This is a genomic window from Xanthomarina sp. (genome assembly GCF_035306705.1).
GTDB lineage: Bacteria > Bacteroidota > Bacteroidia > Flavobacteriales > Flavobacteriaceae > Xanthomarina.
The window spans coordinates 1-24,649 of the sequence record NZ_DATGNO010000005.1 but is presented as its reverse complement, the minus strand read 5'-3'; the positions used below and the strand labels follow the sequence as shown (position 1 = coordinate 24,649).

Below are 24,649 nucleotides of genomic sequence, written 5' to 3'. Positions count from 1 at the left end.
CTTAACATAAGCAACATTGCGAACAATAATCTGCTAAGATTTTTCATATTCAAATATTTAATTTTTAAGTGTTAATTGTAAGCAAAAGTAAGTTGTTAAATATTATTAACAAAGACAAATATAGAAAAATATTGAATAATTTACCTAAAATCTGCCTGTTTGTCTAAAATTTTTAAATTATTTCTAAAGTTTTCCCCACTTTTATGAAGGCCTGTATGGCTTTATCAAGGTGTTCCTTTTCGTGTGCAGCCGACAACTGTACGCGTATTCGCGCTTTTTCTTGTGGCACTACAGGGAAAAAGAATCCAATAACATAAATTCCTTCTTTTAAAAGTAAATTTGCCATGGTTTGAGCTAATTTAGCATCATAAAGCATTACTGGAACAATTGCAGAATCACCTTCTACTATATCAAATCCAGCTTCTTTTACGCCTTTTTTAAAATATTTGGTATTCCAATCCAATTTATCTCTTAATGATGTATTGCCTTTTAGCATCTCGAACACCTTTAAAGATGCTCCAACAATTGCCGGTGCCAGAGAGTTAGAAAACAGATATGGTCTAGAGCGTTGGCGTAAGACTTCAATAATTTCTTTTTTACCTGTGGTATAACCCCCCATGGCTCCCCCTAGAGCTTTTCCAAGAGTTCCTGTAATAATATCAATTCTACCTAAAACCCCTTTTTCTTCTAAGGTTCCAATACCCGTTTCTCCTATAAATCCTGTAGCATGACATTCGTCAATCATTACTAGGGCATCATACTTATCGGCTAAATCGCAAATTTTGTCCAATGGCGCTAATAAACCATCCATAGAGAAAACCCCATCTGTAACAATAATTTTAAATCGGGCATTATTTTTATTCGCCTCTATTAATTGTTTTTCCAGATCGGCCATATCATTATTTTGGTAGCGATATCTTGCGGCTTTACACAATCTAACACCATCAATAATAGATGCATGATTTAGGGAATCTGATATAATAGCGTCTTCTGCCCCAAATAAAGGCTCGAAAGCACCTCCGTTCGCATCAAAAGCTGCGGCATATAATATCGTGTCTTCAGTATCGTAAAATTCAGCAATTTTACGCTCTAATTCTTTATGAATATCTTGAGTTCCACAAATAAAACGAACAGAAGACATTCCAAACCCGTGCGTATCCATAATATCTTGAGCTGCTTTTACAACTTCTGGATGCGACGATAGACCTAAATAATTATTCGCACAAAAATTTAAAACGGTTTCCCCTGTATCCAAGGTTATTTCTGCTCCTTGTGCCGAAGTAATTATACGTTCGGTTTTATACAAGCCATTGTCTTTTATGTCCTGAATTTCTTTTTCTAAATGTTCTTTGATTTTTCCGTACATGTGTTCTTGGTTTTTACAAATTTAAAATTCTTTTACTTCAATACTATCATTTATATATACAAGTATTTTTTTTGTCACTTTTATATCCATCTCCATCAAAATATTTTCATATTCCTCTAATTGTTTTAAATGTTTTTTATCTTCTGCTCCTGTTTTATAGTCTATTAAAGCCACATTGTTTTCAGTTTCAAAAACCAATCTATCCGGGCGATACATTCTTCCAGATTTTGCTAAAATATCACGTTCGTTATAAACAGATCCTTCTGCATTAAAATAAGAATTTAATTGAACATGGTTAACAATGTCTAATACAATCTTTTTTAAAACCTCAGCCTGATCTGCAGAAATTATATTGGCGTCCATGAAATCGTCCAGAACAAAATCCACATCCATCTGTGATTTTATTTGAGACATGATATTATGAATCAAATTTCCTTTTTCTAAGGCGTCTTCTTGCGCCGTATCCCACAAATATCCAGAATTAGTAACAATTTTTATGTTGTGCTCGTGTTTTGGAGTTGAAATAAAACGGGTTTGTTCTATTGTATCTATTGATATAGACTCGTTTTTAAACGTTTTTAATGGGTTTCCAAAATTATAAATCATTTGGTTCTCATGCCATAAATTTAAATGCATCAGATAGCTGATTAAAAATCCTGAATAGGTTTTATCATTGACTTCCCCTTTCGCTTTCACATCTTTTTTAGATATAATATGCAATTGCTCTACAGCTCTAGTTAAAGTTACATAAAGTAAATTAATATTATCCAGTTCTTGTTCTGCGCGATGTTCGTTATAAATCTGTTGTCCGATGTCCCCAAAATACTCAAAATCCTTATTAAAATTCAATAGAGTATATGGAAAATCCTGAAAACTCTCTCTATTTAACGGGAACCACTCCTTTGGTTCAATTTCTCTGTAAATGTCTAAGTCGGCAAACGGAAAGATGACCACAGGAAATTCCAATCCTTTAGACTTATGGATGGTCATTATTTGCACAGCTTCTTGTCCGGAAGGAGACACAATACTTAGATTGTCTTGCTTTTTTTCGAAGTGCTCGATGAATCCAGCCAAATCTGATAGTTTTTTCTGGGAATACTCAAACACAAAATCTAAAAAATACTGCACATAAGCATTGGAACTTTTTACTAATTTAAAATCTCTAACCACAGTTTCTGCCAATTCAAATAAGGACAATTGCAATAATTGGTTATGGTTTATATAGATGTCATAGGTTTCCAGTTGTTTTAATACGTCTGCCAATTCCAATTTAAGATGGCTTTCAAAAAAAGCATGTTTGTCTTCAATCTTAAAAACAGCTGCCAAATAATTTAAAACTTGGATCTTAATTTCGTTGTTTCTAGGTTCTTGCAAGAGTTTTAAAAAATTAATTATAAAACCGACTTCGGGAGAGTTTATTAACAATAAGGTTTCTGATGATATTAGGGGAATTTGCTGTTCATTTAAATAATTAGCAATGGCAATCCCTTCTTTTTTCCTTCTTACAAGAATGCAAATATCGCTGTAATCAAAACCATTATCCAATACGAATTGAATTCGTTCAAAGGTTTTTTCGGTATATACCTGAAAGGTGTCGTCTTCCTTTTCAATATCCAAAAACTCCAAACTCACATAACCTTCATTCTCTTTAGTAGGTTCTTGATAGGATGTTTGATACAATTCCGCATAATTTTTGTCGCTTAATTTAGATTGGGATAAAAACTCAAAAAATCCATTATTAAACTTTAAAACTTCTTGAAAACTTCTAAAATTTTGTGGTAAGGTAATCACCTCTTGCGAAACTTGAAACGGACTATTTGCTTTGTTAAATAAATTTATAAACTGCTCTGCTTTTCCTCCTCGCCATCTATAAATGGCTTGTTTGGCATCTCCTACCAGCATTACAGAGCCTTTTTGGTCGTTATTATTTTCTTGAGAAAGGCTGTTGTCTATTAAGGGTTTTAGGTTTTCCCATTGCAAAACTGAGGTGTCTTGAAATTCATCTATAAAATAATGTTTGAATTTATCCCCTAAGCGCTCATAAATAAAGGGTGTTGGCTGATTCTTTATTTCTTTACTAATAAGTGCATTAAACTCCGAAATAAGCACTTTGTTCTGTTCTTCCTTTAAGTTATTTAGTTCCTTATTAATCGCATTCAAAACGGATAAGGGCGTCATGTTTCTATAACAAGCTGTTAAAAACTTATAATGAAAAAGTGCTTTTTTAGTAGCGCTAAAAGCGGTCGCGATTTGAGGCTGAATCGTTTCAATTATAGATGCAATATCTGGCGAAACACGTTTCGGGTACAAGGTTTTGCTGTCTAAATCTTCTTGCCATTTTGCCTCAAAATTAACTGCAAAATTAGCTTCTGCCAACTTTTGAAAATGTTTGGGTAAGAAGCTTCCGGAAAAATCGTCAAATTGCAAACTACTTTCTTCAATCAGGGTCAAAACACCTTGAGCTTGTTGCACAAGTAGTTCATGAGTCGTTTTAAGATCTGCTCTTAATTGATTTTTTAGAGCTTTAAAATCGTCAAGGGTTTTATCTTTTAGTGTATTAATGAATGGCATATCATCTTCACCAACAAGAAGTTTTGAAATCTTATTGAAATCGAACGAAACATCCCAGCTTTTATCGTCGTCCGCTTTTTCAATAGCAAAATCTACCAAGATTTTAGTGAGTTCTTTTTCAGTTCCTGCCTTAGCTATTAATCGATCTACAGCTTCATTTAATAAAGTATCCTGATCCAGTTCTACTTCAAAATTCAAGGGCAATTTTAAATCGTAGGCAAAAGTTCTAATAATTCTATGTGTAAAACCATCTATGGTAGAAATATCAAACGCCGCATAATTGTATACAATGGAATTTAATATTTTTTTAGATTTCTCATGAATCGCCTCGGCGTCCATTCCTAATTCGTCACAAATAATTAAAAACATGTGGTTTGGATACTCTAAAATTTCTTCGGAAGAAAACGCAGTTAAAGTTTCAACAATACGTTCCTTCATTTCACTGGCAGCCTTATTGGTGAAGGTTATGGCCAAAATGTTCTTAAAAGCATCGTTAAAAGGCGATTTTAAAAGAATTTTTAAGTACTCTTTTACAAGCGTAAACGTTTTTCCACTTCCTGCCGAAGCATTATACACCAAAAAAGTACTTTTATTATCCATAAAACAGAAATTTGACACAAGATAAAGACTATCGATGATTTGATAGGTATTTATTATTTTTAATTCCTGTGATTTATCCGTAAATTTGAATGAATTAAATATTAACAATTAAAAACACATATATTATGGCTTTCGATTTACCGAAATTAAAATACGCATATGACGCTTTAGAGCCTCATATAGACGCAAGAACAATGGAAATACACCATTCTAAACACCATCAAGGATACACCAACAATTTAAACGCTGCTATTGAAGGCACGGATTTAAGCGGAAAAACCATTGAAAACATTCTAATTAATTTAGACATGGACAATAAAGCTGTTAGAAATAATGGTGGAGGTTTTTACAACCACTCTCTATTCTGGGATGTAATGAATCCTGAAGGAAAAGGGCGTTTATCTGGTCCATTAAAGGACGCTATTGAAGCGGCTTATGGTTCAGTTGAAGATTTTAAGGAAAAGTTTAGCAAAGCAGCTGCCACACAATTTGGTTCTGGTTGGGCTTGGCTATGTGTACACAAAGGAGGAAAAGTAGAAGTTTGTTCTACACCAAACCAAGACAATCCATTAATGCCAGGAACTGGATGTGGTGGTACGCCAATTTTAGGTTTAGACGTTTGGGAACATGCTTACTATTTAAACTACCAAAACAGAAGACCAGATTATATTAATGCGTTCTTTAACGTTATTAACTGGAATGAAGTTGAAAGACGTTATGCAGAGGCTAAATAAGTAAAAAACTTATATAAAAAGTCAAAAAGCAAATCTGAAGGGGTTTGCTTTTTTTTTGGATAAAATGAAACGATTGGAATTAATGACTTTGGAATTAGACAGCCAAGTGTTTATATGATGATGAAAAAACTTCGTGAGCCAATGGAAATTGATATAATCGTTGAACTTCGTTAAAAAGATAAGTAAGTCAGTAGATTCTCACTTACGTGTGGACTATAAATGAAAAAGGTGAACGAGTGTTCACCTTTTTTGCCCCAAATCTACCATAAACTTAACCTACTTATGTTATGGTAAGACCAAATATATAATGCTCTTCACTCTAAAAAAAAATAAATAGATAAACTGCTTATAAATCAGGATAAAAGAAGAATTTACCTGTATTAGAGCTACAAAATATCGAATAAGGCGCTTTCCCAGAATAAATTTAATAGAAAACTTTTTGAAAAAGGTATAAAATAAAAAAAGGCGAACGAGAGTTCACCTTTTTTTGCCCCAAATCTACCATGAACTTAACCTACTTATGTTATGGTACCTCTAAAGTAGTTTTATTTTATTTATAAATTTCAATATTTTAGATAAACAGTAAGAAAATCGGTTAAAAGACAGATTTTGTTAGACAAACAGTTTATTTCTAATATTTTAGCTTTGTTTTTAAACTAGTAGGCGCGTTCTTTTATTCCTTCATAAAAATTAATAAAAGCCTTATTAACCACACGATTACCGCCAGGTGTCGGATAATTTCCAGTAAAGTACCAATCTCCTAAATTTTTAGGACAAGCTTTATGTAGGTTCTCCACAGGTTGAAAAATAGCTTTAACTTCAGCTTTCACATCAGAGTCGCATATCAATTCGGCGATTTTATCAGAAATAGCTTCAGCGGAAAACTCAGAATAAAGATCTTTAACAAAGTTTCTAACGTCCTTATCGGCTAATTCCACTTGAGCTTTGCATTTGTCGTACACCTCTTTTACCATATGGTATTTGTTGTTTTCTTTCAATAATTCCAACAGGGCTCTAAAAGCTATTAAATCTTCTAATCTAGCCATGTCTATTCCGTAACAATCTGGATAACGTATTTGTGGTGCCGAGGACACGACTACTATTTTTTTAGGATGCAAGCGATCCATCATTTTAATAATACTGTTTTTTAAGGTAGTTCCCCTTACAATACTATCATCTATAATCACTAAGTTATCGGTTGGCTTAATTACACCATAGGTCACATCATAAACATGGGCAACCAAGTCGTCACGACTACTATCTTCCGTTATAAACGTTCGCAATTTAACATCTTTAACAGCTATTTTCTCAATTCGAGGTCTTTCAGATAAAATTTGAGTTACTCTTTCTGCAGATAGTTTTCCATTACCCTCTAAAATAGCTTGTGTTTTCTTTTTGTTTAAATGTTCTTCCACAGTTTCTATCATTCCAAAAAAGGATGTTTCCGCTGTATTTGGAATATAAGAAAATACGGTGTTTTTGGTATCGTAATCAATAGCTTCCAAAACTTTAGGCATTAATAATTTCCCTAAAGTTTTTCGTTCTTGATATATTTCTGCGTCACTTCCTCTGGAAAAATAAATTCGCTCAAAGGAACAAGCCTTTCTTTCTAATGGTTCAATGATTTTTTGGATTTTCATTTCACCAGATTTTTGGGTAATAATAGCATGTCCTGGCTCCAATTCGTGTACATCTTCAAAAGCCACATTAAACACGGTTTGTATAACAGGTCTCTCGGATGCTACAACTACAACTTCATCGTCTTTATAGTGGTAAACAGGTCTAATTCCTGCTGGATCTCTTAAAACAAAGGAATCTCCATGTCCAAGAAGTCCAGCCATAGCATAACCTCCATCCCAGTTTTTTGAAGAGCGTTTTAAGATCTTGGCCACATTAAGTCTTTCGGCAATTAATGGAGAACATTCGTTTTTACTATAGCCTTCTTTTTTAAGCTGTTTATATTTTTTGGCCACGGCATCATCTAAGAAGTGCCCTATTTTCTCCATAATAGTAATGGTATCTGCCATTTCTTTTGGATGCTGCCCAATTCTAATCAATTCTTCAAATAACTCATTAACATTGGTCATGTTAAAGTTTCCGGCAAGAATCAAATTTCTGTGCATCCAGTTATTTTGTCTTAAAAACGGATGTACATTTTCCACACTATTTTTTCCAAAAGTGCCATATCTAACATGACCGAGCAATACTTCGCCTATATATGGTAATTTCTTTTTTTGAAGTGCTACATCATCTTTGTATTCAGGATGCTGCAACATTTCTCTATTAATTCTGTTGTTTATTTGTGCAAATATATCTTGAATGGGCTGTTGAGCGATCGAACGTACTCTACTTATATAACGCTCTCCAGGCAGAGTATCTAACTTAATACTTGCAAAACCGGCACCATCTTGCCCTCGATTGTGCTGTTTTTCCATTAAAAGATACATTTTATTGACCCCATAAAATGCGGTACCATATTTTTCATGGTAAAATTCCAAAGGTTTTAAAAGTCTAATGTGTGCTATTCCACATTCGTGTTTTAAAGCGTCGCTCATGATTTATTGTGTGTGTTATGTTTATAAGGTTCTGAAACTCTTAAACAAGGAGTTCAAAATAAAAAACGCGCTCAAATTTGAGCGCGTTTTTTTTATGTTAATTCTATATCGAATTGTGTTAAACTCTTAAACTGTTGTAGGCGTTGATGTACCTCCTTACTTTTTAAGCCAATCATTCTTTCGGTTCCAAACTTTTCTACGCAAAAAGATGCTAAAGTTGAACCATAAATAACGGCATTTTTCATATTCTCGAAAGATACATCCTCCGTTTTTGCTAAATATCCAGCAAATCCTCCCGCAAAGGTATCTCCCGCTCCTGTTGGATCAAAAACCTCTTCAAGTGGTAAAGCTGGTGCATAAAACACATTGTCTTTATAAAACAATAAAGCACCGTGTTCTCCTTTTTTAATAACTACGTATTTTGGACCCATGGCGTGAATTTTTCGAGCTGCAACCACTAAAGAATATTCCCCAGTTAATTGTCGGGCTTCTTCATCGTTAATGGTAATAACATCCACTTTGGCAATAACTGCTTTTAATTCTTCTAAAGCACAGTCCATCCAAAAATTCATGGTATCTAAAATAACTAATTTTGGTTTCTTGTTCATTTGCTCCAACACACTCATTTGGACGTTGGGATGCAAGTTTCCTAACATAACTACTTGGGCATCTTTGTAAGTTTCTGGAACTACAGGATTAAAATCGGCAAGCACATTTAGTTCTGTTACTAGCGTATCACGTGTATTCATGTCGTTGTGATATTTCCCACTCCAAAAGAAGGTTTTCCCCTCTTTTACGATTTCAACACCAGAAATGTCGATGTTTCTATCTGATAACAAATCTAAATATTCTTTAGGAAAATCGCCTCCAACTATAGATACTACAGCCGCATCCACATTAAATTGTGAAGCTGCTAAGCCTATAAAGGTGGCAGCGCCTCCAAGAATTTTATCTGTTTTTCCAAAAGGTGTTTCAATAGCATCAAAAGCTACCGTTCCTACAATTACTAATTTGCTCATATTGAGGTTCTAAATTTTGTTTGTCTTCGCATTAAAAGCCAAGACTTATAAGGGTGCAAATATAAGCTATTTAGCTGCTAATAGACGAAAGTTTCTTTCAATAAATTATTATAGAAAAACAAAAAACCTAAAAAAATCTTTTTAAAACTGATGAAATTACTTTCTACCAAAATCAGCCGGAATTTCTCCCCACGCCTTGGTTTCCCATTTCACAATTATAGTTTTGTAAGTATTTGTATTTAACCAATTTATGGCCCTATCAACTAATTCAAATACAACCTTGTTCTTAGCGTTACGTTCTAATTTGGTATTACAAGTTTTCTTTTTAATCCAACTCATAGCTGTTCTAGAATCTGTATAAATAATGCGATCGCTGTTATTTTGTTTTAAAAATGCCAAGCCATGAACTAAGGCTAAAAATTCTCCTATATTATTAGTGCCTTCTTCGAAGGGGCCTTGAATAAAGAGTTGTTTTTTTGATTTTGTATCCACACCTCTATATTCCATAATTCCTGGATTGCCACTAGATGCAGCGTCTACTGAAATAGAATGATAGTTGGGTTGTCCAATTTTTTTAAGCTGCTCTGAAGATAGGCTTGAGCTAAACGTTTTCGATTTCCCAACATAATCCCGGTAGTTCCCGTTATAGGCTATTCTGGCAGCATCTAAGGTTTCAAAAGATTTGTATTGGGCACCTTCAAAATCTTTAATTTGGGCTTTACAATCGTTCCAAGACTCAAAGACTCCGGTTTTTTTGCCTTTCCAAACGGTATAATATTTCTTTTTCTTTTTACTCATTATGTCATTCCCACGAAGGAGGGAATCTTATTAATCTTGTCCTTCTATTTTTATATTAAGATTTTCATTGCGAATATTAAGATCGAGCCATATGTCCAAAATATCATTTTCACCTAAAAATGTCAAGAGCATATACTTTTCTGTGTCGCCCGAAATCTCAATTTCATCTATGTTTGAAACTCTTAAGGTCAAAGACAAAGAGCTATTCAATAAAATATATACAAACCAATTTTTCTGAATTTGACCTTCAGTCAGATTTCCAATTAAATAAAATTCATTTTTACCTTTAATTGCAAAACTTTCAACAACCCTAAACTTACCTTCAATATTTCTAGCATTCACTGAATTAATTTTTTAAAAGTTGTTCAACCACTTTCGGGAAATATTCCATCTCCAATTCATGAATTTTTACAGCCACATCTTGAGCGGACTCGGTGGACTTCACTTGACATGTTGTTTGAAAAATAATAGCACCTTTGTCATAATGTTCATTCACATAGTGTATGGTTATACCAGTTTCAACTTCTTTATTAGCTACAATGGCCTCGTGAACATACTGACCATACATCCCTTTTCCTCCATATTTAGGCAATAGGGCGGGATGGATATTTATAACCTTATTAGGAAATTCATTTAAAATAAAATCGGGAAACTTCCACAAAAAGCCTGCTAATACAATTAAATCTGGCTTATTTGCCTTTAAAAGCTGCAACACATTATCTGTTTTAGAAAAAGCCATTCTATTAAAAGACATAGCGCTTACCTCTAAATCTTTAGCGCGATCCAGAACTTTGGCATGAGGATTGTTAGTCAACACAAGAACAACAGACACAAAAGAACTGTTTTTAAAATAAGTTATTATATTTTCAGCATTTGTTCCACTTCCGGAAGCAAAGATCACAATTCGTTTCATGAGTTCGTATTAAAGCCATCTTCTTTTTTAAAAGGCAGATATTATAAAATATGGTTCAAATTTAATAGAATGTTTGTTAATATGGTTGATACTTACTTTATTTACATAAATATTATTGTGTCGTTTTTCGACCAAAAAAAAATAAATATTAACAATTAGCAGGTAAAATTAAAATACTTCAGGGTTATTTACTAAATTACATGCACATTTTTAAAGTAAAGGTGTGTTTTAAGAATAAAGTTTTTTATTTTTGCCAACTAATTAAAACTTAAAAATTAAAAGATTATGTCAGACATTGCATCAAGAGTAAAAGCGATTATCGTAGACAAATTAGGTGTTGATGAAAACGAAGTTGTAACTGAAGCGAGCTTCACAAACGATTTAGGCGCAGATTCATTAGATACTGTAGAATTAATCATGGAATTCGAAAAAGAATTTGATATCCAGATTCCAGATGATCAAGCTGAGAACATTGCAACAGTTGGTCAAGCTATCTCTTATATAGAAGAAGCAAAAAAATAACTCACAAAAACTTATGAAATTAAGGCGAGTTGTAGTCACTGGTTTAGGAGCACTAACACCTATTGGTAACACCAAAGATGAATTTTGGCAAGCCCTTATAAGTGGTAAAAGTGGTGCTGCACCTATAACATATTTTGACACTGAAAAGTTCAAAACCAAATTCGCCTGTGAATTAAAAAACTTTAACGCCACTGATTTTCTTGACAGAAAAGAAGCTCGAAAAATGGATAAATTTACTCAGTATGCTATGGTAGCTTCCGATGAAGCCATTGCAGATGCTAAGTTAGATCTTTCTGTCGTAGATAAGCTTAAGGTTGGAGTTATTTGGGGAGCAGGAATTGGTGGACTGGAAACATTTCAAGAGGAAGTTTTAAACTTTGCCGCTGGAGATGGAACTCCAAGATTTAACCCATTTTTTATTCCAAAAATGATTGCAGACATAGCACCAGGAAACATATCCATAAAACATGGATTTATGGGACCTAATTACACTACTGTCTCTGCTTGTGCCTCGGCTGCCAACGCCATGATCGATGCTTTAAACTATATACGTTTAGGCTATTGTGATGTAGTTGTTACCGGTGGAAGTGAAGCAGCTGTAACCATTGCGGGAATGGGTGGATTTAACGCCATGCATGCCTTATCAACAAGAAATGAAAGCCCAGAAACAGCCTCAAGGCCTTTTGATGCAACCAGAGATGGTTTTGTATTAGGCGAAGGTGCTGGAGCGATTATTCTTGAAGAGTACGAGCATGCCAAAGCAAGAGGTGCAAAAATATATGCTGAAGTTCTTGGAGGAGGTTTATCTTCCGATGCTTATCATATGACTGCACCACATCCTGAAGGAATTGGGGTAATTGCTGTAATGAGAAATTGTTTGGAAAATGCTGGAGTTAAACCTGAAGAAGTTGATCATATCAACACACATGGTACTTCTACTCCTCTTGGGGATGTAGCAGAATTAAAGGCCATTTCTGAAGTGTTTGGCGAGCATGCAAAACATATTAATATTAATTCAACAAAATCCATGACTGGACATTTGTTAGGAGCTGCGGGAGCAATCGAATCTATTGCTGCTATTTTAGCCATGGAACACGGTATCGTTCCTCCTACAATCAATCATGAATTTCCAGATGAAAATATTGATCCTGAACTTAATTTAACATTAAACATAGCACAGAAACGCGAAGTTAAAGTAGCTATGAGCAATACTTTTGGTTTTGGAGGACACAATGCCTGTGTATTGTTCAAAAAACTAGATTAAAACAACGAATGAAACACATTCGAAACATATTAAATTCCCGTTCTAAAAGTGACGGGAATTTTTTTGTGTTTATTCACAAAATTCTTGGCTTTAAGCCTAAATCTTTAAAATTTTATAAAACGGCCTTTACCCATCGTTCTATGAATATTAAGGACAGTCAAGGCAATACAATCAACTACGAACGCTTAGAGTTTCTAGGAGATGCCATGTTGGGTGCTGTTATTGCATCGCATCTATATATGGAAGTTCCCAGTGGAGACGAAGGTTATTTAACCAAAATGCGATCTAAAATTGTAAGTCGGGAGCATTTAAACGAATTAGGCAGAGAACTCAACCTAATTAGTCGTGTTGAAAGCAAAATTCCCAAAGGACAGTTTGGAGATAATATTCATGGTAATCTGTTTGAAGCATTAGTAGGCGCTATTTTTCTGGACAGAGGTTATAAATATTGTGAAAAATTTATTTTCAAAACAGTCATTATTCCTTATGTGAATATTGAAACCCTCGAAGGAAAAGTAATAAGCTATAAAAGTTTATTGATAGAGTGGTGCCAAAAAGAAAAGAAAACCTTCGATTACAACGTATACGAAGATACTGGAAATGATGAAGTTAGACATTTCTCCGTAAAACTTTCCATAGATAATAAAGTGGTCTCCAAAGCACGAGCAACCTCAAAAAAGAAAGCTGAAGAAAAAGCATCCAAACGTGCTTTTTTCGTGTTTCAGAAGCAAATTTCTAAAGTGTATTAGCGCCAATATTTTCCGAATACCAAATTGTTAAGATTAATCAAAATCTAACATATTACGGACGATAAATCTTATCTTTACATTAGCTAAAAGTATCATGGCAATAAAAAAACTAAGCTTGGACGATTTTTTTGATGATGAAGGTTTCACCTTAATCGGAATTCATACCTCTTTAGAAGATTACAGACTTGCTTATTTGTTAAATTTAAAACTGCGAATCCATTTAAAGAGAAAGAAAAACGATTTGGATTTTAGTAATAATGCCTGGTACTCCATATATGAGTGGAACGATGAAAAGCAATTGAACACTTGGAATTTAGTTTCAAATATCTGTAAATTAGAAACTGTAAACACAGAAATAACCAACAGTCTTTTTGCAGATTCTGGAAAACTTACAGAAACCTTCTATTTGCTTCCAGAATTGAAAAAAGTAAATTTTTTACTAAAAATATCCGATGAGCAATTAACCACGAACGAAATTCAAAAAATAATCAATGGCATTCAGGAAGTAGCTCAGATTGTTACTGCTTATTCCATTGATATAGATACACTTAAATTCAAAAATAATTTAATATTTAATTAATGTCAAGAAGAAAAAAAACCAAAATTGTAGCCACATTAGGCCCAGCAACTAGCACCAAGGAAGTTTTAAAAGGCATGTTAGATGAAGGAGTTAACGTGTTTAGAATTAATTTTTCGCATGCTGACTATGAAGATGTCAAAGAGCGCATTAAAATGATACGTGAATTAAATAACGAATACGGATATAATGCCGCAATTCTAGCCGATTTACAAGGTCCAAAACTACGGGTTGGAACTATGAAAGGAGAAGTTTTTGTAAATGAAGGAGATGAAATAATTTTCGCAACCGGCGAACGTTTTGAAGGCACCAAGGAGCGTGTTTACATGACTTACGATAAATTTCCAGAAGATGCACAACCTGGCGAAAGAATTTTATTAGATGATGGAAAACTCATTTTTGAAGTGGTTTCCTCCGATAGAAAAAGTGAAGTTGTTGCCCGTGTTATTCAAGGTGGCCCACTGCGTTCCAAAAAAGGAGTTAATCTTCCTAACACAAACATTTCGCAACCAGCACTTACCGAAAAAGATATTGAAGATGCCATTTTTGCTATTGGACTAAAAGTAGACTGGTTCGCCTTGTCTTTTGTGCGACATGCTGAAGACTTAATGCAGCTAGAAGAATTAATAAAAAAACATAGCGATCATAAAATTCCAATTATTGCGAAAATTGAAAAACCTGAAGCCGTAGAGAATATTGACAAAATTGTTGCTTATTGCGATGGTTTGATGGTAGCTCGTGGGGATCTAGGTGTAGAGATTCCAGCTGAAGAAGTTCCTTTAATCCAGAAACTATTGGTTTTAAGAGCCAAACAAGCTAGAATTCCAGTAATTATTGCAACACAAATGATGGAAACAATGATTTCCAGTTTGACGCCTACTCGAGCAGAGGTAAATGACGTTGCCAACTCGGTTATGGATGGAGCTGATGCCGTAATGCTTTCAGGTGAAACTTCAGTGGGTAGCTATCCTGTTCAGGTAATTAGACAAATGGCCAATATTATTAAAAGTGTTGAGGACTCGCCATTGATTAAAGTACCACAAGTACCTCCTCATATCCGTACTAAAAGATTCATAACAAAATCCATTTGTTATCACGCTGCTAATATGGCAAACGAAATAGATGCCAAAGCTATTTCTACCTTGACAAATAGTGGATATACCGCTTTTCAAATTTCAGCATGGAGACCAAGTGCCCATATTCTTGTATTTACTTCAAATAAACGTATATTAACTCAACTCAGTTTGCTTTGGGGTGTTGAAGCGTTTCATTACGATAAGTTTGTTAGTACAGATGAAACCATAGAAGACGTAAATGCCATTGCCTGTCAGAAAGGCTATCTAGAGGTTGGGGATATGTTAGTAAGTTTGGCTGCGATGCCAATTCAAGAAAAAGGAATGGTAAACACTTTACGTATTACCGAAATTACAGATTTTAATTTTAAGAAGAAACCCTAAAATTCAAACTGCAATTGCACGCTCACCGATTTAGATTCGGGTTTGCTTGGTTTTTTATTGGTCGATTCTGTATTTAAATTCGACATAGAAATACCAAGCAACCTCACCGAATCACTTAATTTTTCCTGAAATAATAAGTCTTTGGCTACCTCTAAAATCACGTCTTTATCACTTATAAAATAAGGCAAGGTCTTACTTCTAGTTTGCAAGGTAAAATCGCTGTATTTTATTTTTAAGGTTACTGTTTTGCCAGATACTTTACTTTTAATCAATCGTTTAGAAACCTCTTGAGCAATACGATCTAATTTTTCGAGCATAAAGATTTCACTCGATAGATTTTCATTAAACGTATGTTCGGCAGCTAAGGATTTTCTAATCCTATTTGCTTTAACTTCAGAATTATGGATCCCTCGAACTATATAATAATAAAAGCTTCCCGACTTTCCAAAGTGTTCTTCTAAGTATTCCAAAGACTTTAATTTTAAATCTTTCCCTGTAAAAATGCCCAATTGGTACATTTTTACAGCAGTTACTTTTCCAACGCCATAAAATTTTCTAATATCCAGAGCCTCTAGAAAATCAAGTACTTCTTCCGGATTTACCGTTTTTTGTCCGTTAGGCTTGTTATAATCGCTTGCCACTTTGGCCACAAACTTATTGATGGAAATGCCTGCAGAAGCTGTTAGACCCACTTCTTTAAAAATACGTTCCCTAATTTCTTTAGCAATTAAGCTAGCACTCGGATTTCCTTTCTTATTTTCAGTAACATCCAAATAAGCTTCATCCAAAGACAGTGGTTCTACCAAATCGGTATAATCGTAAAATATTTTCCGTATTTGTTTTGAGATTTCATGATATCTATCGAAGCGAGGTTTTACAAAAATTAATTCCGGACAATTACGTTTTGCCTGAGCACCACTTAAAGCACTTCTAACACCAAATTTTCTCGCTTCGTAACTAGCAGCGGCTACAACACCTCTAATTCCTCCACCTCCAACCGCAATAGCTTTACCTTTTAGTTCAGGATTGTCCATTTGTTCTACAGACGCATAAAAAGCGTCCATATCCACATGAATAATCTTTCGAATTGGTATCTTGTCTAACATCAGGTAAATTTATAATATCTTTATCAAAATAACATGTCAAAATGGGTAAAACAGCAATCATTCTAGGAGCAACCGGTTTAACTGGAGGCTTACTATTGGAACAACTTTTAATCGATAACAGATACCAAAAAATCATCCTTTTTTCGAGAAAGACTTGTGGAATAACACATGATAAAATTGAAGAGCATCTTGTAGATCTATTGAATTTAAAAGCACAAAAAGACAAGTTTATTGCCGACGAGGTTTTTTGCTGTATTGGCTCCACCAAGGCCAAAACACCTAACGAAGAAAACTACCTTGAAATAGATTTCGGTATTCCTGTAATGGCTGCGCAGCTTTGTAAAGAAAACAATATTCAAACCTTTATTGTTATTTCGGCTTTAGGAGCAGATAAACACAGCAAGCTTTTTTATAACCGAACCAAAGGCAGAATGGAGGAAGCCGTTTTACTTGAAAAAATTACAAATACGTATATTCTACAACCTGCATTAATTAGTGGAAATAGAAGTGAAAAGAGAATGGGAGAAGATGTGGCAAAGATATTTATGAAACTTGTTAATCCGTTTTTATTGGGTTCATTATCAAAATACAAGTCCGTTCATCCAATAAATATTGCCTCCTGTATGGTATTTTTAGCAAATAATTTGTATCCTGAAGTAAGAATCCCTTCAGATGAAATTAAAAAATTAGCAACCAATAAATAGATTCCCATTCCTACCTATCGACAGATAAGTTCAAGGGACATAAAATATGATTGAAATAGAGCGTAAGTTTTTAGTAAAAAACAATGATTATAAAAAGGATGCCTTTAAGGAAATCCATATAAAACAAGGGTTTTTAAATTCTAGCAAAGAGCGAGTCGTTCGGGTAAGGCTTACAGACGAGCAAGGATTTCTAACCGTAAAAGGAGCTCCTTCGGGCAATGGTATTTCTCGATTTGAATGGGAAAAAGAAATTTCCAAAACAGATGCCGAAGCTCTATTCAATTTATGTGAAGAAGGCCAGATTGAAAAAACCAGATACTTAGTAAATCAAGGAAGCCACACTTTTGAAGTGGACGAATTTTATGGTGAAAACGAAGGTTTGGTGGTGGCAGAAATTGAACTAAACCACGTGACCGAACTATTTATAAAACCTACATGGCTAGATAAAGAAGTTACTGGAGACATCAAATATTACAATTCACAGTTAAGTAAAAACCCTTATAAAAATTGGACTAAATAATATCATTAAATACTATGAAAAACCCCATCTTAATATGCCTATGTGTTATGACTCTTTTAGCTTGTAATCAGGATAAGAAAGAAACTTCAAACGATATTTTAGAAGATATTCCTTCTTTGGAAACTACAGATAGCTTAATAAAAATAGATACTATTATTAAAAAAATTGTTGTTGTTCCTATTGAAAAATCGGACAAGGAGATAAAAGAAGAATTAAACGCAAAAGGCTTTAAAACTTATAATTATATAAACCCTGTTACCCAAGACACCATTTTAATGCAACAGTATTTTATGGTTTTCTTAAAAAGTGGTCCTATAAGAAACCAAAACGAAGAAGAGGGAGCTATGCTCCAAGATGCTCATTTAGAATATTTGTCTAACATGTACCAAGAAGGTTACGCAGATTTAATTGGACCTTTTGCAGACGATGGCGAAATTCGCGGGATTACGGTTTATAACGTACCTACTCTAAAAATAGCTGATAGTCTGGCTCATTTAGACCCTTTGGTGAAAGCTGGCAGATTAATTGTAGAAATACATCCATGGTGGGCTCCAAAAGGAAACGGCTTACGATAAAACTACTCAGAAATAGTAATATATCGTTTGGCTTCATTGCCAAATCCATCTACAACGGTAATTAGATGTTTTCCCTTTTTCGGAATAATGGCGAACTCATGAATATCTTGGGTGCTTCCTAAAAACGTCTCATTCAAATACCAAAACACGGTGGTTTCTGGTTTCGAATGAGCTATTTGTAATATTAATTCGTTGGTGGTTCCATCAAAACCCTTGGGTAAAAAAATACTGTTATTATCATTCGGATAAATAAACTCCATGGAAATAGCGTGATCGCCCAAACAATCTGCTCTAAATGGAGGCAAAACTTTATAAAACGGGTTTTTAGTCTTGTAATAATAGGCCATTAAAGGAGGTAATACAAACCATGATTTATGTGAAATATGACCAATATCTTCACACGAAGAATTTACCTGATATTGCTCTGAAGCATCCACATGCACCAACACATGATACGGACAAGCTCTGGTTTTTAAGCCAGAAATTTGCACAAATTTATTTTCAACTACATCACAATTTGGCGATGCTCGATGCCCACTTTTTTTACAAATACTTACTTCTTGCATTTCATCAAAAGGTTTTGCAAACCAATCGCTATTAGGTAATAGATTAAACACATCAAACAAAATAGGCGCAGCCGTTTGCACGCCAACTAACCCTGGTCTCCCCTCTCCATCAGCGTTTCCAACCCAAACACCAACCACAAAATCTTTGGTTGTTCCGATGGCCCAAGCATCTCGAAAACCGAAGCTGGTACCAGTTTTCCAAGCAATTTGTTTGGAACCATCATAAAATTCCCAATTATCATCTCCTTCTGGTCTATTTACTTCTTTTAAACTCTCGTAAGTAAGATAAATGGAAGCGGCATCAAATAAGGTTTTTTCAGCTGTTTTTTTTCCGAAGTCAACCGTTTCTGAAGCAATAAATATAGGCTCACAAAACTCCTTGCTAAAATATTCACTGGAGGTTTCAGAAAAATGATTTAAAGTTGAAGAAAGCGCCGCATAGCTTTTGCACAAATCCCATAAATTACTTTCAGCACCACCCAAAATAAGCGATAAGCCATAATAATTGGCAGATTGAGAAATATCTTTCAGTTGTAATTTTTTTAAATACTCATAAAACCGATCGAGTCCAAACTCTTGAAGCATTCTAACAGAAGGCACATTTAGAGAGCGCGATAGAGCGTGACTAGCTGGAACGGCACCATCATACGTTTTGTTGTAGTTTTCGGGATTATAGCTGCCAAATTGCGTTGGAACATCTGCAACTAATGTGTTTGGAAGCAAATCTCCAGCATCCAACATGGCCGCATATAAAAAAGGCTTTAAAATACTCCCAGGACTTCGTGGTTTATCGATAACGTCCACATCTTTTTGATGTAATTTATCGGTTGGCGTATTTCCAACATAGGCTAGAACTTCACGCGTTTTTACGTCTAAAACTAAAACCGATGCATTGTGAATATCATTTTGTTTTAACTGATTGTAATGTGTTTTTACAATTTGGTTAACCCGTTCCTGTAAGTGATTATCAATGGTGGTTTGCACATGTTGCCCTGAATGTGTTGTTGCTACTTTTTGCAATAAATGCGGTGCCACTTGTGGTAAAGCATAAGGTTTTTGTGGTAAACCTTCGGAAATTGAAAGTTGGTAAGTTAAGGAATCGATAATCTCATTATCCAACAACTTTTGAAGTAATCGATTGCGTTTTTTAAGCAAGTGTTCTTGATTTTTTCCGGGATAGATTAGGCTTGGCGCATTGGGTAAAACAGCAAGGGTGGCACTTTCAGCCCAAGATAGTTGCGCAGCATCTCTATTAAAATAACGCCAAGCAGCTGCATCCAATCCAACCACATTTCCTCCAAAAGGCGCATGACTGCTATAATATGCTAAAACTTGATTTTTACTTTCACCTAGTTCCAAACGCGTGGCCAGAATAATTTCTATGATTTTTTCAAAATACGTCCGATGCTGTCCTTTTCGGGATAAGCGAATAACTTGTTGGGTAATGGTACTTCCGCCACGTTTAATGCCATCTGATTTTAAATTATCCTTAAAAGCTTTAAAAATAGAAACCGGATTAAAACCTGGATGTTTATAAAAATAAGCGTCTTCAAACTGGATGATACAGGTTTTAAATTTTTCTGGAACGCTGTCGTTTTGAGGAAATCGCCATTGACCATCCATTGCAATTTGTGCTCCTAAAAGCCGGTTATTTTTACTAGTTATAACCGTTGCTGTAGGGTCTGTAAAAAGTTGGTTTGGCAAACAAAAATAATAGACAATAAGTAATATAAATACTATTGCCGATTTGATTTTATGGGTTTTTATGTAGGTTGATATTTTTTTCATGTTTACTCCTCACGAAAGTGGGGATCTAAGATAATTAGACAAGAAAGCTTTTTGATTAATGGGATTTCTACTATCGCACGAATTCGTATTCCCGTTCCACCTTACAGATTCGCACATGATACCAACTGTACCAATTCTCGCGACCTTTCTGTTGCGCAACTACATGCTCGCTTTGCTGTTTCCAATTTTTTATTGCGTCTAAACTTTCCCAATAACTAACCGTTATACCTAAACCATCTCGAACAGATTCCATATTAATAAAGCCTGGTTGTTGTTTGGCATGTTCTTCCATTCGTGTTGCCATCTCAGAATAGCCTTCCATATTTTCTGTTTGAGTTGAAGTGAAAATTACAGCATAATAGGGTTGTAAATTCTTATTCATGGTCGATACTTCCTTTTATCCCAAGCCAACACCTGAACCCCTTTTGAATAGTGAATCTTATCTGGATTGTTGTTTATTATATGATTGAATTTAGGATAATCCAATTCCAGTTTCTTAATAGAAATGTCTTGCATAGGCCATTCTACATGGTGCACATCATATTCGATTATTTGTCCTTTATAATCCTGAAAAACAGCATAACGTTCGGTTAACCAAACATCTGTATCATCTTTAATTACAGGTTCATTTCCTAACCTATATTCCATATAAAATGAATCTGTATTCTTTTTGTTTTTAGATTCATAACTATAATCTGTTCGTTTCATCTTGGAATGCTGATAAGGGAATTTAGACATGGTTTTTAGAACCTTACACGACGAACGCTTGCTTCCTTCCATATTTAAGAAGTAAACACTGGGTTTCCCGTTACAAACAATATAAACTCTAATATTTATCTCATGAAAATCTGAAATATGTGGTAATCTTGGTAAACTTCTAATCCCAATATGATTCATATTAAAAGCTACTAAACTAACCCAAGTTTTTCCATGGATGCTTTCTAATTCCAACCCTTTTGGAAGAAAAGGTTTTATAGATTCTAAATCCACTTTCCAATGTAAAAAAATAGCTTCATTCCATTCTTGGTAAAATCTCCAAGAACGGGATGGCACGTCAAAAGTTCTGTGTCTCGTTTGTTTTAATATGATTTTTGCTTTCATAATACTTCCCGCTAAATCAGGAATCTTGTTTATAGTTAAAACAACTTATCGTGATAATTACATAGTTTTTACATGACTTCCATTTTTATTCAAGTTTCATTTTCAATTTATAAGATGCCTGCACAGGAATTTGGTTACTTTTCAATAGTAATCCATTGTCCTTTGCTTCTCACCAAATAATCATGATCGTACATAGCTTCAGCTTGAATTCCAGGTAAATAATAGGTCCCTAAGTAGGAGGCGTTTAGCATGATATTAAATGTTTTACTGCCTTGTTTCCCTTTTTGAGGTAAATCGAAATAGAAATTCACCTCGTTATCACGTATATCTGTGTACCGAGCTTGACTCGTTGTTATCTCGCCAAAGTCGGTAAAACGTGTATTGATAATCTCCCAACCAGATGGGAATAACTGTGTTAATGCCACATCATTAACACTCTCGTTTTTAAGATTGCTAATATTGATGGTCGCCACAAAATCCTGTCCTTGTTTTAAATTTGAAATATTGATGATATTGCCGTTAATATCCTTATAAGCTATCGTGGCACTTAATCCACGTTGTTCTACGAGTTCTTGCCCTAATGGTAGTTTCCCCGAATTAAGGATGCGCACATATACCAAATTCGCATTTTTATTGCTAAATGTAAGTTGGTTATCGCCTTCTTTTATTGGTAAATTTCTTTGGGCAATAGCACTTTTCGAGCTAATACTTTCCGGTTTTCCATTGATAGTATATTCTAATTTCAAATCCTTCCCACCATTGGCTTCTACCATTTTTGCCATAGCCAATAACCCATAAGCCGTGGTTTGAGTACTCATCCAACGATTACTGGATAGATCTTTTGCCAAATATTCTGCTAATTCACGTTGTTGTGGGTTTTTAGTAAGCACCATTGTTTCCAATGCCATGGCACGATTTCTATCCACCGAGCCATAGGTGTAATAATTATACTTTGGCGATTGGAAATCGATATTAGCCGTTTTTGAAATGGCAGTACTTGCCTCATTTTGTCCGGCCAAAGCATACGCTGCGGCCAAGCGCCATTTACCTTCATTAGAGATTTCACTAAATTCACGCAAACGGTTCATTGCTGCTAAATCGGGGCTTCCTGCTAAAGCTAACGTGTAAAGTCGGTAGGCTTGTGCCAAATCCGAATTATAGGTTTTGTAACTTGGACGCCAATCTCGAGATGCTTGTTTTTGGTAGATCAACCAATTACTTTTAAACGTTAATGGCAAGACATAGCCTTTCTTTTCGGCTTCCAACATAAAATGACCTGTGTAACTGGTAGACCAATCATTGGTGGAATTTTCACCCAACCAATAACTCATGCCTCCATTTGGCAATTGAAATTGTGCCAAACGTTTAATTCCACTTTCAATGTTCTTTTGAATTTCTTGCTTTTTATCCAAGGTCAAATCGAAAATATCATTCAAATATAACTGTGGAAACACACCAGAAGTCGTTTGTTCCAAACAGCCATGTGGATATTGGATTAAGAATTGTAAACGACGTGTGAAATCCATTGGAGGTAAAGTGGAAAACTCTACGGTTGCCGAATTTGTTCCTGCCTCTCCAAAGGTTGAAATTGTAAGCGTTTCTTCAGCATTGGCTGCAACTGTTTTATCTATGGTTTTTGATGAAATTGGATTTGGATTTATAACATCAATTTCGACTTTATAAGTTGCTTTTTCACCATTTCCAGAGGCAATGACTTCAATGGTATTGAATCCTTTTGCCTGACTGACATCTAATTCAAAATAACTCATTTGTTCGTCTGGTTTAGCAAAACTTAAAGTTTTAGTCTTTTCGCCAACCACTGAAATTCCATCACTTAATTTTAAGCTAATCTGAACACTTTTAACCTTGTCTTCCATGGCAAACACAGTCACTGGCAAGGTTACTTTTTCGCCTGGACTTAATTTTCGAGGAAGCGATGCTAAAACCATCAAAGGTTTTTTAACCTCAACCGATTTGTCAACACTACCATAAGCTTCATTTTCAGCATTTCCAGCGACAACCATAGTCCGAACAGCACCAATATAATTTGGTAATTTTAAGGTATGCGATCTATTTTCGCCCGCTTTTAATTTAAAAGGCCCTAAATAGGTTACAACAGGTTTAAAGCGATTGGCCTTTTTGTTTTTTCCAGCTTCTGCACTACCATCACCTCCAATAGCGAATACATGATCTATACTACCTGAATATGCCCCAATAACATCATCGAAAATATCCCAAGTTTTAACGCCTAAAGCTTCACGCGCATAAAATTCATCCCAAGCATTTGGAGTTTTAAAACGAGTTAAGTCCAATAACCCTTCTTCTACCATGGCGATGGTATATGTCATGGCTTTCTTGTTTTTTTCCGAAACAGTCACCTTAAATTCTTGCTCTGGACGTAAAACATCGGGCATTTTTAATTGTGGCTGTAGAATGGTATTTGGATCTTCAACCATTAATGGAATAACGCCAAACAGGCGGATTGGTAAATCGTTTGCCGTTATAGCATGTGGTTGTAAAAGTGAAATATTAATAAACACATTTGGCGCCATTTCGGGCGTAATGAGGATATTGACAAGGGTTTCACCTTTTTGAGTTTTCACCCATTTGGTTTCTAAAACTTCTGTACCATTTTCAACACTTACCAAAGCACGACCTTCACTTCCGGAATTGAAAGTAATGGTTGCAGTTTCACCCACATTATAAGTTTCCTTATCTGCTGAAAACACCAACATTTTGGCTGCTTCCTTATCGTTTGTTGGAGCTTTTTGCCACCAGTTTTTATAAAAATAAGCTGTGCGTCCAGTGGCATGACCACTTTCTGGATCGACCACACGAATTAAATAACGACCGTTTTCTTCATCTGGAATATTTAATTTGAAACTCCCTTTTCCTTGTGCATTTGTGCTAACCTTCGTGTCAAAATAGGGTCTGTGATAATTACTGGAAACATAACTTGATAAATTATCATAGGAAGAATTCCACCACCAGCGCCATTCAATTTTATAGATTTTTACTTCTAGATTATTTCGTTGTATGGGTTTGCCATCTTTGTCGACCACAACCACATCAAAGCTTTGATTTTCATCTGTAAAAAAGGAACCATACGCATTACCTTCAGGCGAGCGAAGACCTACAAAAGATTCGTAAGGTGCGTAAGGCAT

21 protein-coding genes are annotated in these 24,649 nt (G+C 34.9%); 9 read left to right on the top strand and 12 right to left on the bottom strand.

Annotated features, from left to right (window positions below; all coding sequences use genetic code 11):
• Positions 1-172 precede the first annotated feature (172 nt).
• Together kbl and VKY47_RS00430 are read right to left on the bottom strand one after the other, a co-directional pair.
• Positions 173-1,366, bottom strand: a complete 1,194-nt coding sequence (gene kbl, locus VKY47_RS00435) for a glycine C-acetyltransferase (protein ID WP_324309456.1) — start codon at positions 1,364-1,366, stop codon at positions 173-175.
• A gap of 21 nt (positions 1,367-1,387) precedes the next feature.
• Entirely contained in the window at positions 1,388-4,537 is a 3,150-nt protein-coding gene (locus VKY47_RS00430) for a UvrD-helicase domain-containing protein (protein ID WP_324309454.1), read from the bottom strand.
• A 125-nt stretch (positions 4,538-4,662) separates the two neighbouring features.
• Between VKY47_RS00430 and VKY47_RS00425 the strand changes: the two genes are divergently transcribed.
• A complete protein-coding gene (locus tag VKY47_RS00425; protein WP_324309452.1) occupies positions 4,663-5,271 on the top strand; it encodes a superoxide dismutase in 609 nt (202 codons plus the stop codon).
• A gap of 656 nt (positions 5,272-5,927) precedes the next feature.
• Here VKY47_RS00425 and VKY47_RS00420 read toward each other — a convergent pair.
• The 5 genes from VKY47_RS00420 to purN form a co-directional block, all read right to left on the bottom strand.
• Complete coding sequence (locus tag VKY47_RS00420; protein WP_324309451.1) at positions 5,928-7,826, bottom strand: amidophosphoribosyltransferase; 1,899 nt, start codon at positions 7,824-7,826, stop codon at positions 5,928-5,930.
• A 92-nt stretch (positions 7,827-7,918) separates the two neighbouring features.
• Positions 7,919-8,845: a PfkB family carbohydrate kinase gene (locus VKY47_RS00415; RefSeq protein WP_324309449.1), complete on the bottom strand. Its 927-nt coding sequence runs from the start codon at positions 8,843-8,845 to the stop codon at positions 7,919-7,921.
• Positions 8,846-9,001: 156 nt separating this feature from the next.
• On the bottom strand, positions 9,002-9,643 hold the full coding sequence (locus tag VKY47_RS00410; RefSeq protein WP_324309448.1) for a ribonuclease H family protein: 642 nt from the start codon (positions 9,641-9,643) through the stop codon (positions 9,002-9,004).
• A 30-nt stretch (positions 9,644-9,673) separates the two neighbouring features.
• Positions 9,674-9,985, bottom strand: a complete 312-nt coding sequence (locus VKY47_RS00405) for a hypothetical protein (RefSeq protein WP_324309447.1) — start codon at positions 9,983-9,985, stop codon at positions 9,674-9,676.
• A gap of 4 nt (positions 9,986-9,989) precedes the next feature.
• A complete protein-coding gene (purN, locus tag VKY47_RS00400; RefSeq protein WP_324309446.1) occupies positions 9,990-10,556 on the bottom strand; it encodes a phosphoribosylglycinamide formyltransferase in 567 nt (188 codons plus the stop codon).
• Between the two features lie 285 nt (positions 10,557-10,841).
• Between purN and VKY47_RS00395 the strand changes: the two genes are divergently transcribed.
• From VKY47_RS00395 to pyk, 5 genes are all read left to right on the top strand, one after another.
• Positions 10,842-11,078, top strand: a complete 237-nt coding sequence (locus tag VKY47_RS00395) for an acyl carrier protein (RefSeq protein WP_007137004.1) — start codon at positions 10,842-10,844, stop codon at positions 11,076-11,078.
• A 13-nt stretch (positions 11,079-11,091) separates the two neighbouring features.
• Positions 11,092-12,342, top strand: coding sequence for a beta-ketoacyl-ACP synthase II (fabF, locus tag VKY47_RS00390; RefSeq protein ID WP_324309301.1), 1,251 nt, complete (start codon positions 11,092-11,094; stop codon positions 12,340-12,342).
• Between the two features lie 8 nt (positions 12,343-12,350).
• Positions 12,351-13,091: a ribonuclease III gene (gene rnc / locus VKY47_RS00385; protein WP_324309300.1), complete on the top strand. Its 741-nt coding sequence runs from the start codon at positions 12,351-12,353 to the stop codon at positions 13,089-13,091.
• 94 nt (positions 13,092-13,185) lie between these two features.
• On the top strand, positions 13,186-13,671 hold the full coding sequence (locus VKY47_RS00380; protein WP_324309299.1) for an IPExxxVDY family protein: 486 nt from the start codon (positions 13,186-13,188) through the stop codon (positions 13,669-13,671).
• Positions 13,671-15,125, top strand: coding sequence for a pyruvate kinase (gene pyk / locus VKY47_RS00375; protein ID WP_324309298.1), 1,455 nt, complete (start codon positions 13,671-13,673; stop codon positions 15,123-15,125). The genes VKY47_RS00380 and pyk overlap by 1 nt, the downstream gene beginning before the upstream one ends.
• Here pyk and dinB read toward each other — a convergent pair.
• The gene (gene dinB / locus VKY47_RS00370; protein WP_324309296.1) at positions 15,122-16,231 is read right to left on the bottom strand and encodes a DNA polymerase IV; all 1,110 of its coding nucleotides are present in this window, start codon (positions 16,229-16,231) and stop codon (positions 15,122-15,124) included. The genes pyk and dinB overlap by 4 nt on opposite strands.
• 41 nt (positions 16,232-16,272) lie before the next feature.
• Here dinB and VKY47_RS00365 point away from each other — a divergent pair, with 41 nt between their 5' ends.
• From VKY47_RS00365 to VKY47_RS00355, 3 genes are read left to right on the top strand one after another with little or no spacing between them, the layout of a single operon-like run.
• On the top strand, positions 16,273-16,935 hold the full coding sequence (locus VKY47_RS00365) for an NAD(P)H-binding protein (protein ID WP_324309294.1): 663 nt from the start codon (positions 16,273-16,275) through the stop codon (positions 16,933-16,935).
• Positions 16,936-16,981: 46 nt separating this feature from the next.
• A complete protein-coding gene (locus tag VKY47_RS00360) occupies positions 16,982-17,455 on the top strand; it encodes a CYTH domain-containing protein (RefSeq protein WP_324309293.1) in 474 nt (157 codons plus the stop codon).
• Between the two features lie 14 nt (positions 17,456-17,469).
• Positions 17,470-18,030 carry a YciI family protein gene (locus VKY47_RS00355; RefSeq protein ID WP_324309292.1) on the top strand — a complete coding sequence of 187 codons (561 nt, stop codon included), beginning with the start codon at positions 17,470-17,472 and terminating at the stop codon, positions 18,028-18,030.
• A gap of 2 nt (positions 18,031-18,032) precedes the next feature.
• On the opposite strand, the gene pbpC is transcribed toward VKY47_RS00355, so the two are convergent.
• The 4 genes from pbpC to VKY47_RS00335 form a co-directional block, all read right to left on the bottom strand.
• Complete coding sequence (gene pbpC, locus VKY47_RS00350; RefSeq protein WP_324309291.1) at positions 18,033-20,384, bottom strand: penicillin-binding protein 1C; 2,352 nt, start codon at positions 20,382-20,384, stop codon at positions 18,033-18,035.
• Positions 20,385-20,454: 70 nt separating this feature from the next.
• On the bottom strand, positions 20,455-20,766 hold the full coding sequence (locus tag VKY47_RS00345; RefSeq protein ID WP_324309290.1) for an antibiotic biosynthesis monooxygenase family protein: 312 nt from the start codon (positions 20,764-20,766) through the stop codon (positions 20,455-20,457).
• The gene (locus VKY47_RS00340) at positions 20,763-21,485 is read right to left on the bottom strand and encodes a YqjF family protein (protein ID WP_324309288.1); all 723 of its coding nucleotides are present in this window, start codon (positions 21,483-21,485) and stop codon (positions 20,763-20,765) included. The genes VKY47_RS00345 and VKY47_RS00340 overlap by 4 nt, the downstream gene beginning before the upstream one ends.
• Before the next feature lie 134 nt (positions 21,486-21,619).
• A partial coding sequence (locus VKY47_RS00335; protein WP_324309287.1) for an alpha-2-macroglobulin family protein occupies positions 21,620-24,649 on the bottom strand: 3,030 nt, incomplete at its 5' end.

Coding starts and splice junctions, on each gene's coding strand:
- kbl (WP_324309456.1), bottom strand. CDS start 1,366: ATGTACGGAAAAATCAAAGAACATTTAGAAAAAGAAATTCAGGACATA.
- VKY47_RS00430 (WP_324309454.1), bottom strand. CDS start 4,537: ATGGATAATAAAAGTACTTTTTTGGTGTATAATGCTTCGGCAGGAAGT.
- VKY47_RS00425 (WP_324309452.1), top strand. CDS start 4,663: ATGGCTTTCGATTTACCGAAATTAAAATACGCATATGACGCTTTAGAG.
- VKY47_RS00420 (WP_324309451.1), bottom strand. CDS start 7,826: ATGAGCGACGCTTTAAAACACGAATGTGGAATAGCACACATTAGACTT.
- VKY47_RS00415 (WP_324309449.1), bottom strand. CDS start 8,845: ATGAGCAAATTAGTAATTGTAGGAACGGTAGCTTTTGATGCTATTGAA.
- VKY47_RS00410 (WP_324309448.1), bottom strand. CDS start 9,643: ATGAGTAAAAAGAAAAAGAAATATTATACCGTTTGGAAAGGCAAAAAA.
- purN (WP_324309446.1), bottom strand. CDS start 10,556: ATGAAACGAATTGTGATCTTTGCTTCCGGAAGTGGAACAAATGCTGAA.
- VKY47_RS00395 (WP_007137004.1), top strand. CDS start 10,842: ATGTCAGACATTGCATCAAGAGTAAAAGCGATTATCGTAGACAAATTA.
- fabF (WP_324309301.1), top strand. CDS start 11,092: ATGAAATTAAGGCGAGTTGTAGTCACTGGTTTAGGAGCACTAACACCT.
- rnc (WP_324309300.1), top strand. CDS start 12,351: ATGAAACACATTCGAAACATATTAAATTCCCGTTCTAAAAGTGACGGG.
- VKY47_RS00380 (WP_324309299.1), top strand. CDS start 13,186: ATGGCAATAAAAAAACTAAGCTTGGACGATTTTTTTGATGATGAAGGT.
- pyk (WP_324309298.1), top strand. CDS start 13,671: ATGTCAAGAAGAAAAAAAACCAAAATTGTAGCCACATTAGGCCCAGCA.
- dinB (WP_324309296.1), bottom strand. CDS start 16,231: ATGTTAGACAAGATACCAATTCGAAAGATTATTCATGTGGATATGGAC.
- VKY47_RS00365 (WP_324309294.1), top strand. CDS start 16,273: ATGGGTAAAACAGCAATCATTCTAGGAGCAACCGGTTTAACTGGAGGC.
- VKY47_RS00360 (WP_324309293.1), top strand. CDS start 16,982: ATGATTGAAATAGAGCGTAAGTTTTTAGTAAAAAACAATGATTATAAA.
- VKY47_RS00355 (WP_324309292.1), top strand. CDS start 17,470: ATGAAAAACCCCATCTTAATATGCCTATGTGTTATGACTCTTTTAGCT.
- pbpC (WP_324309291.1), bottom strand. CDS start 20,384: ATGAAAAAAATATCAACCTACATAAAAACCCATAAAATCAAATCGGCA.
- VKY47_RS00345 (WP_324309290.1), bottom strand. CDS start 20,766: ATGAATAAGAATTTACAACCCTATTATGCTGTAATTTTCACTTCAACT.
- VKY47_RS00340 (WP_324309288.1), bottom strand. CDS start 21,485: ATGAAAGCAAAAATCATATTAAAACAAACGAGACACAGAACTTTTGAC.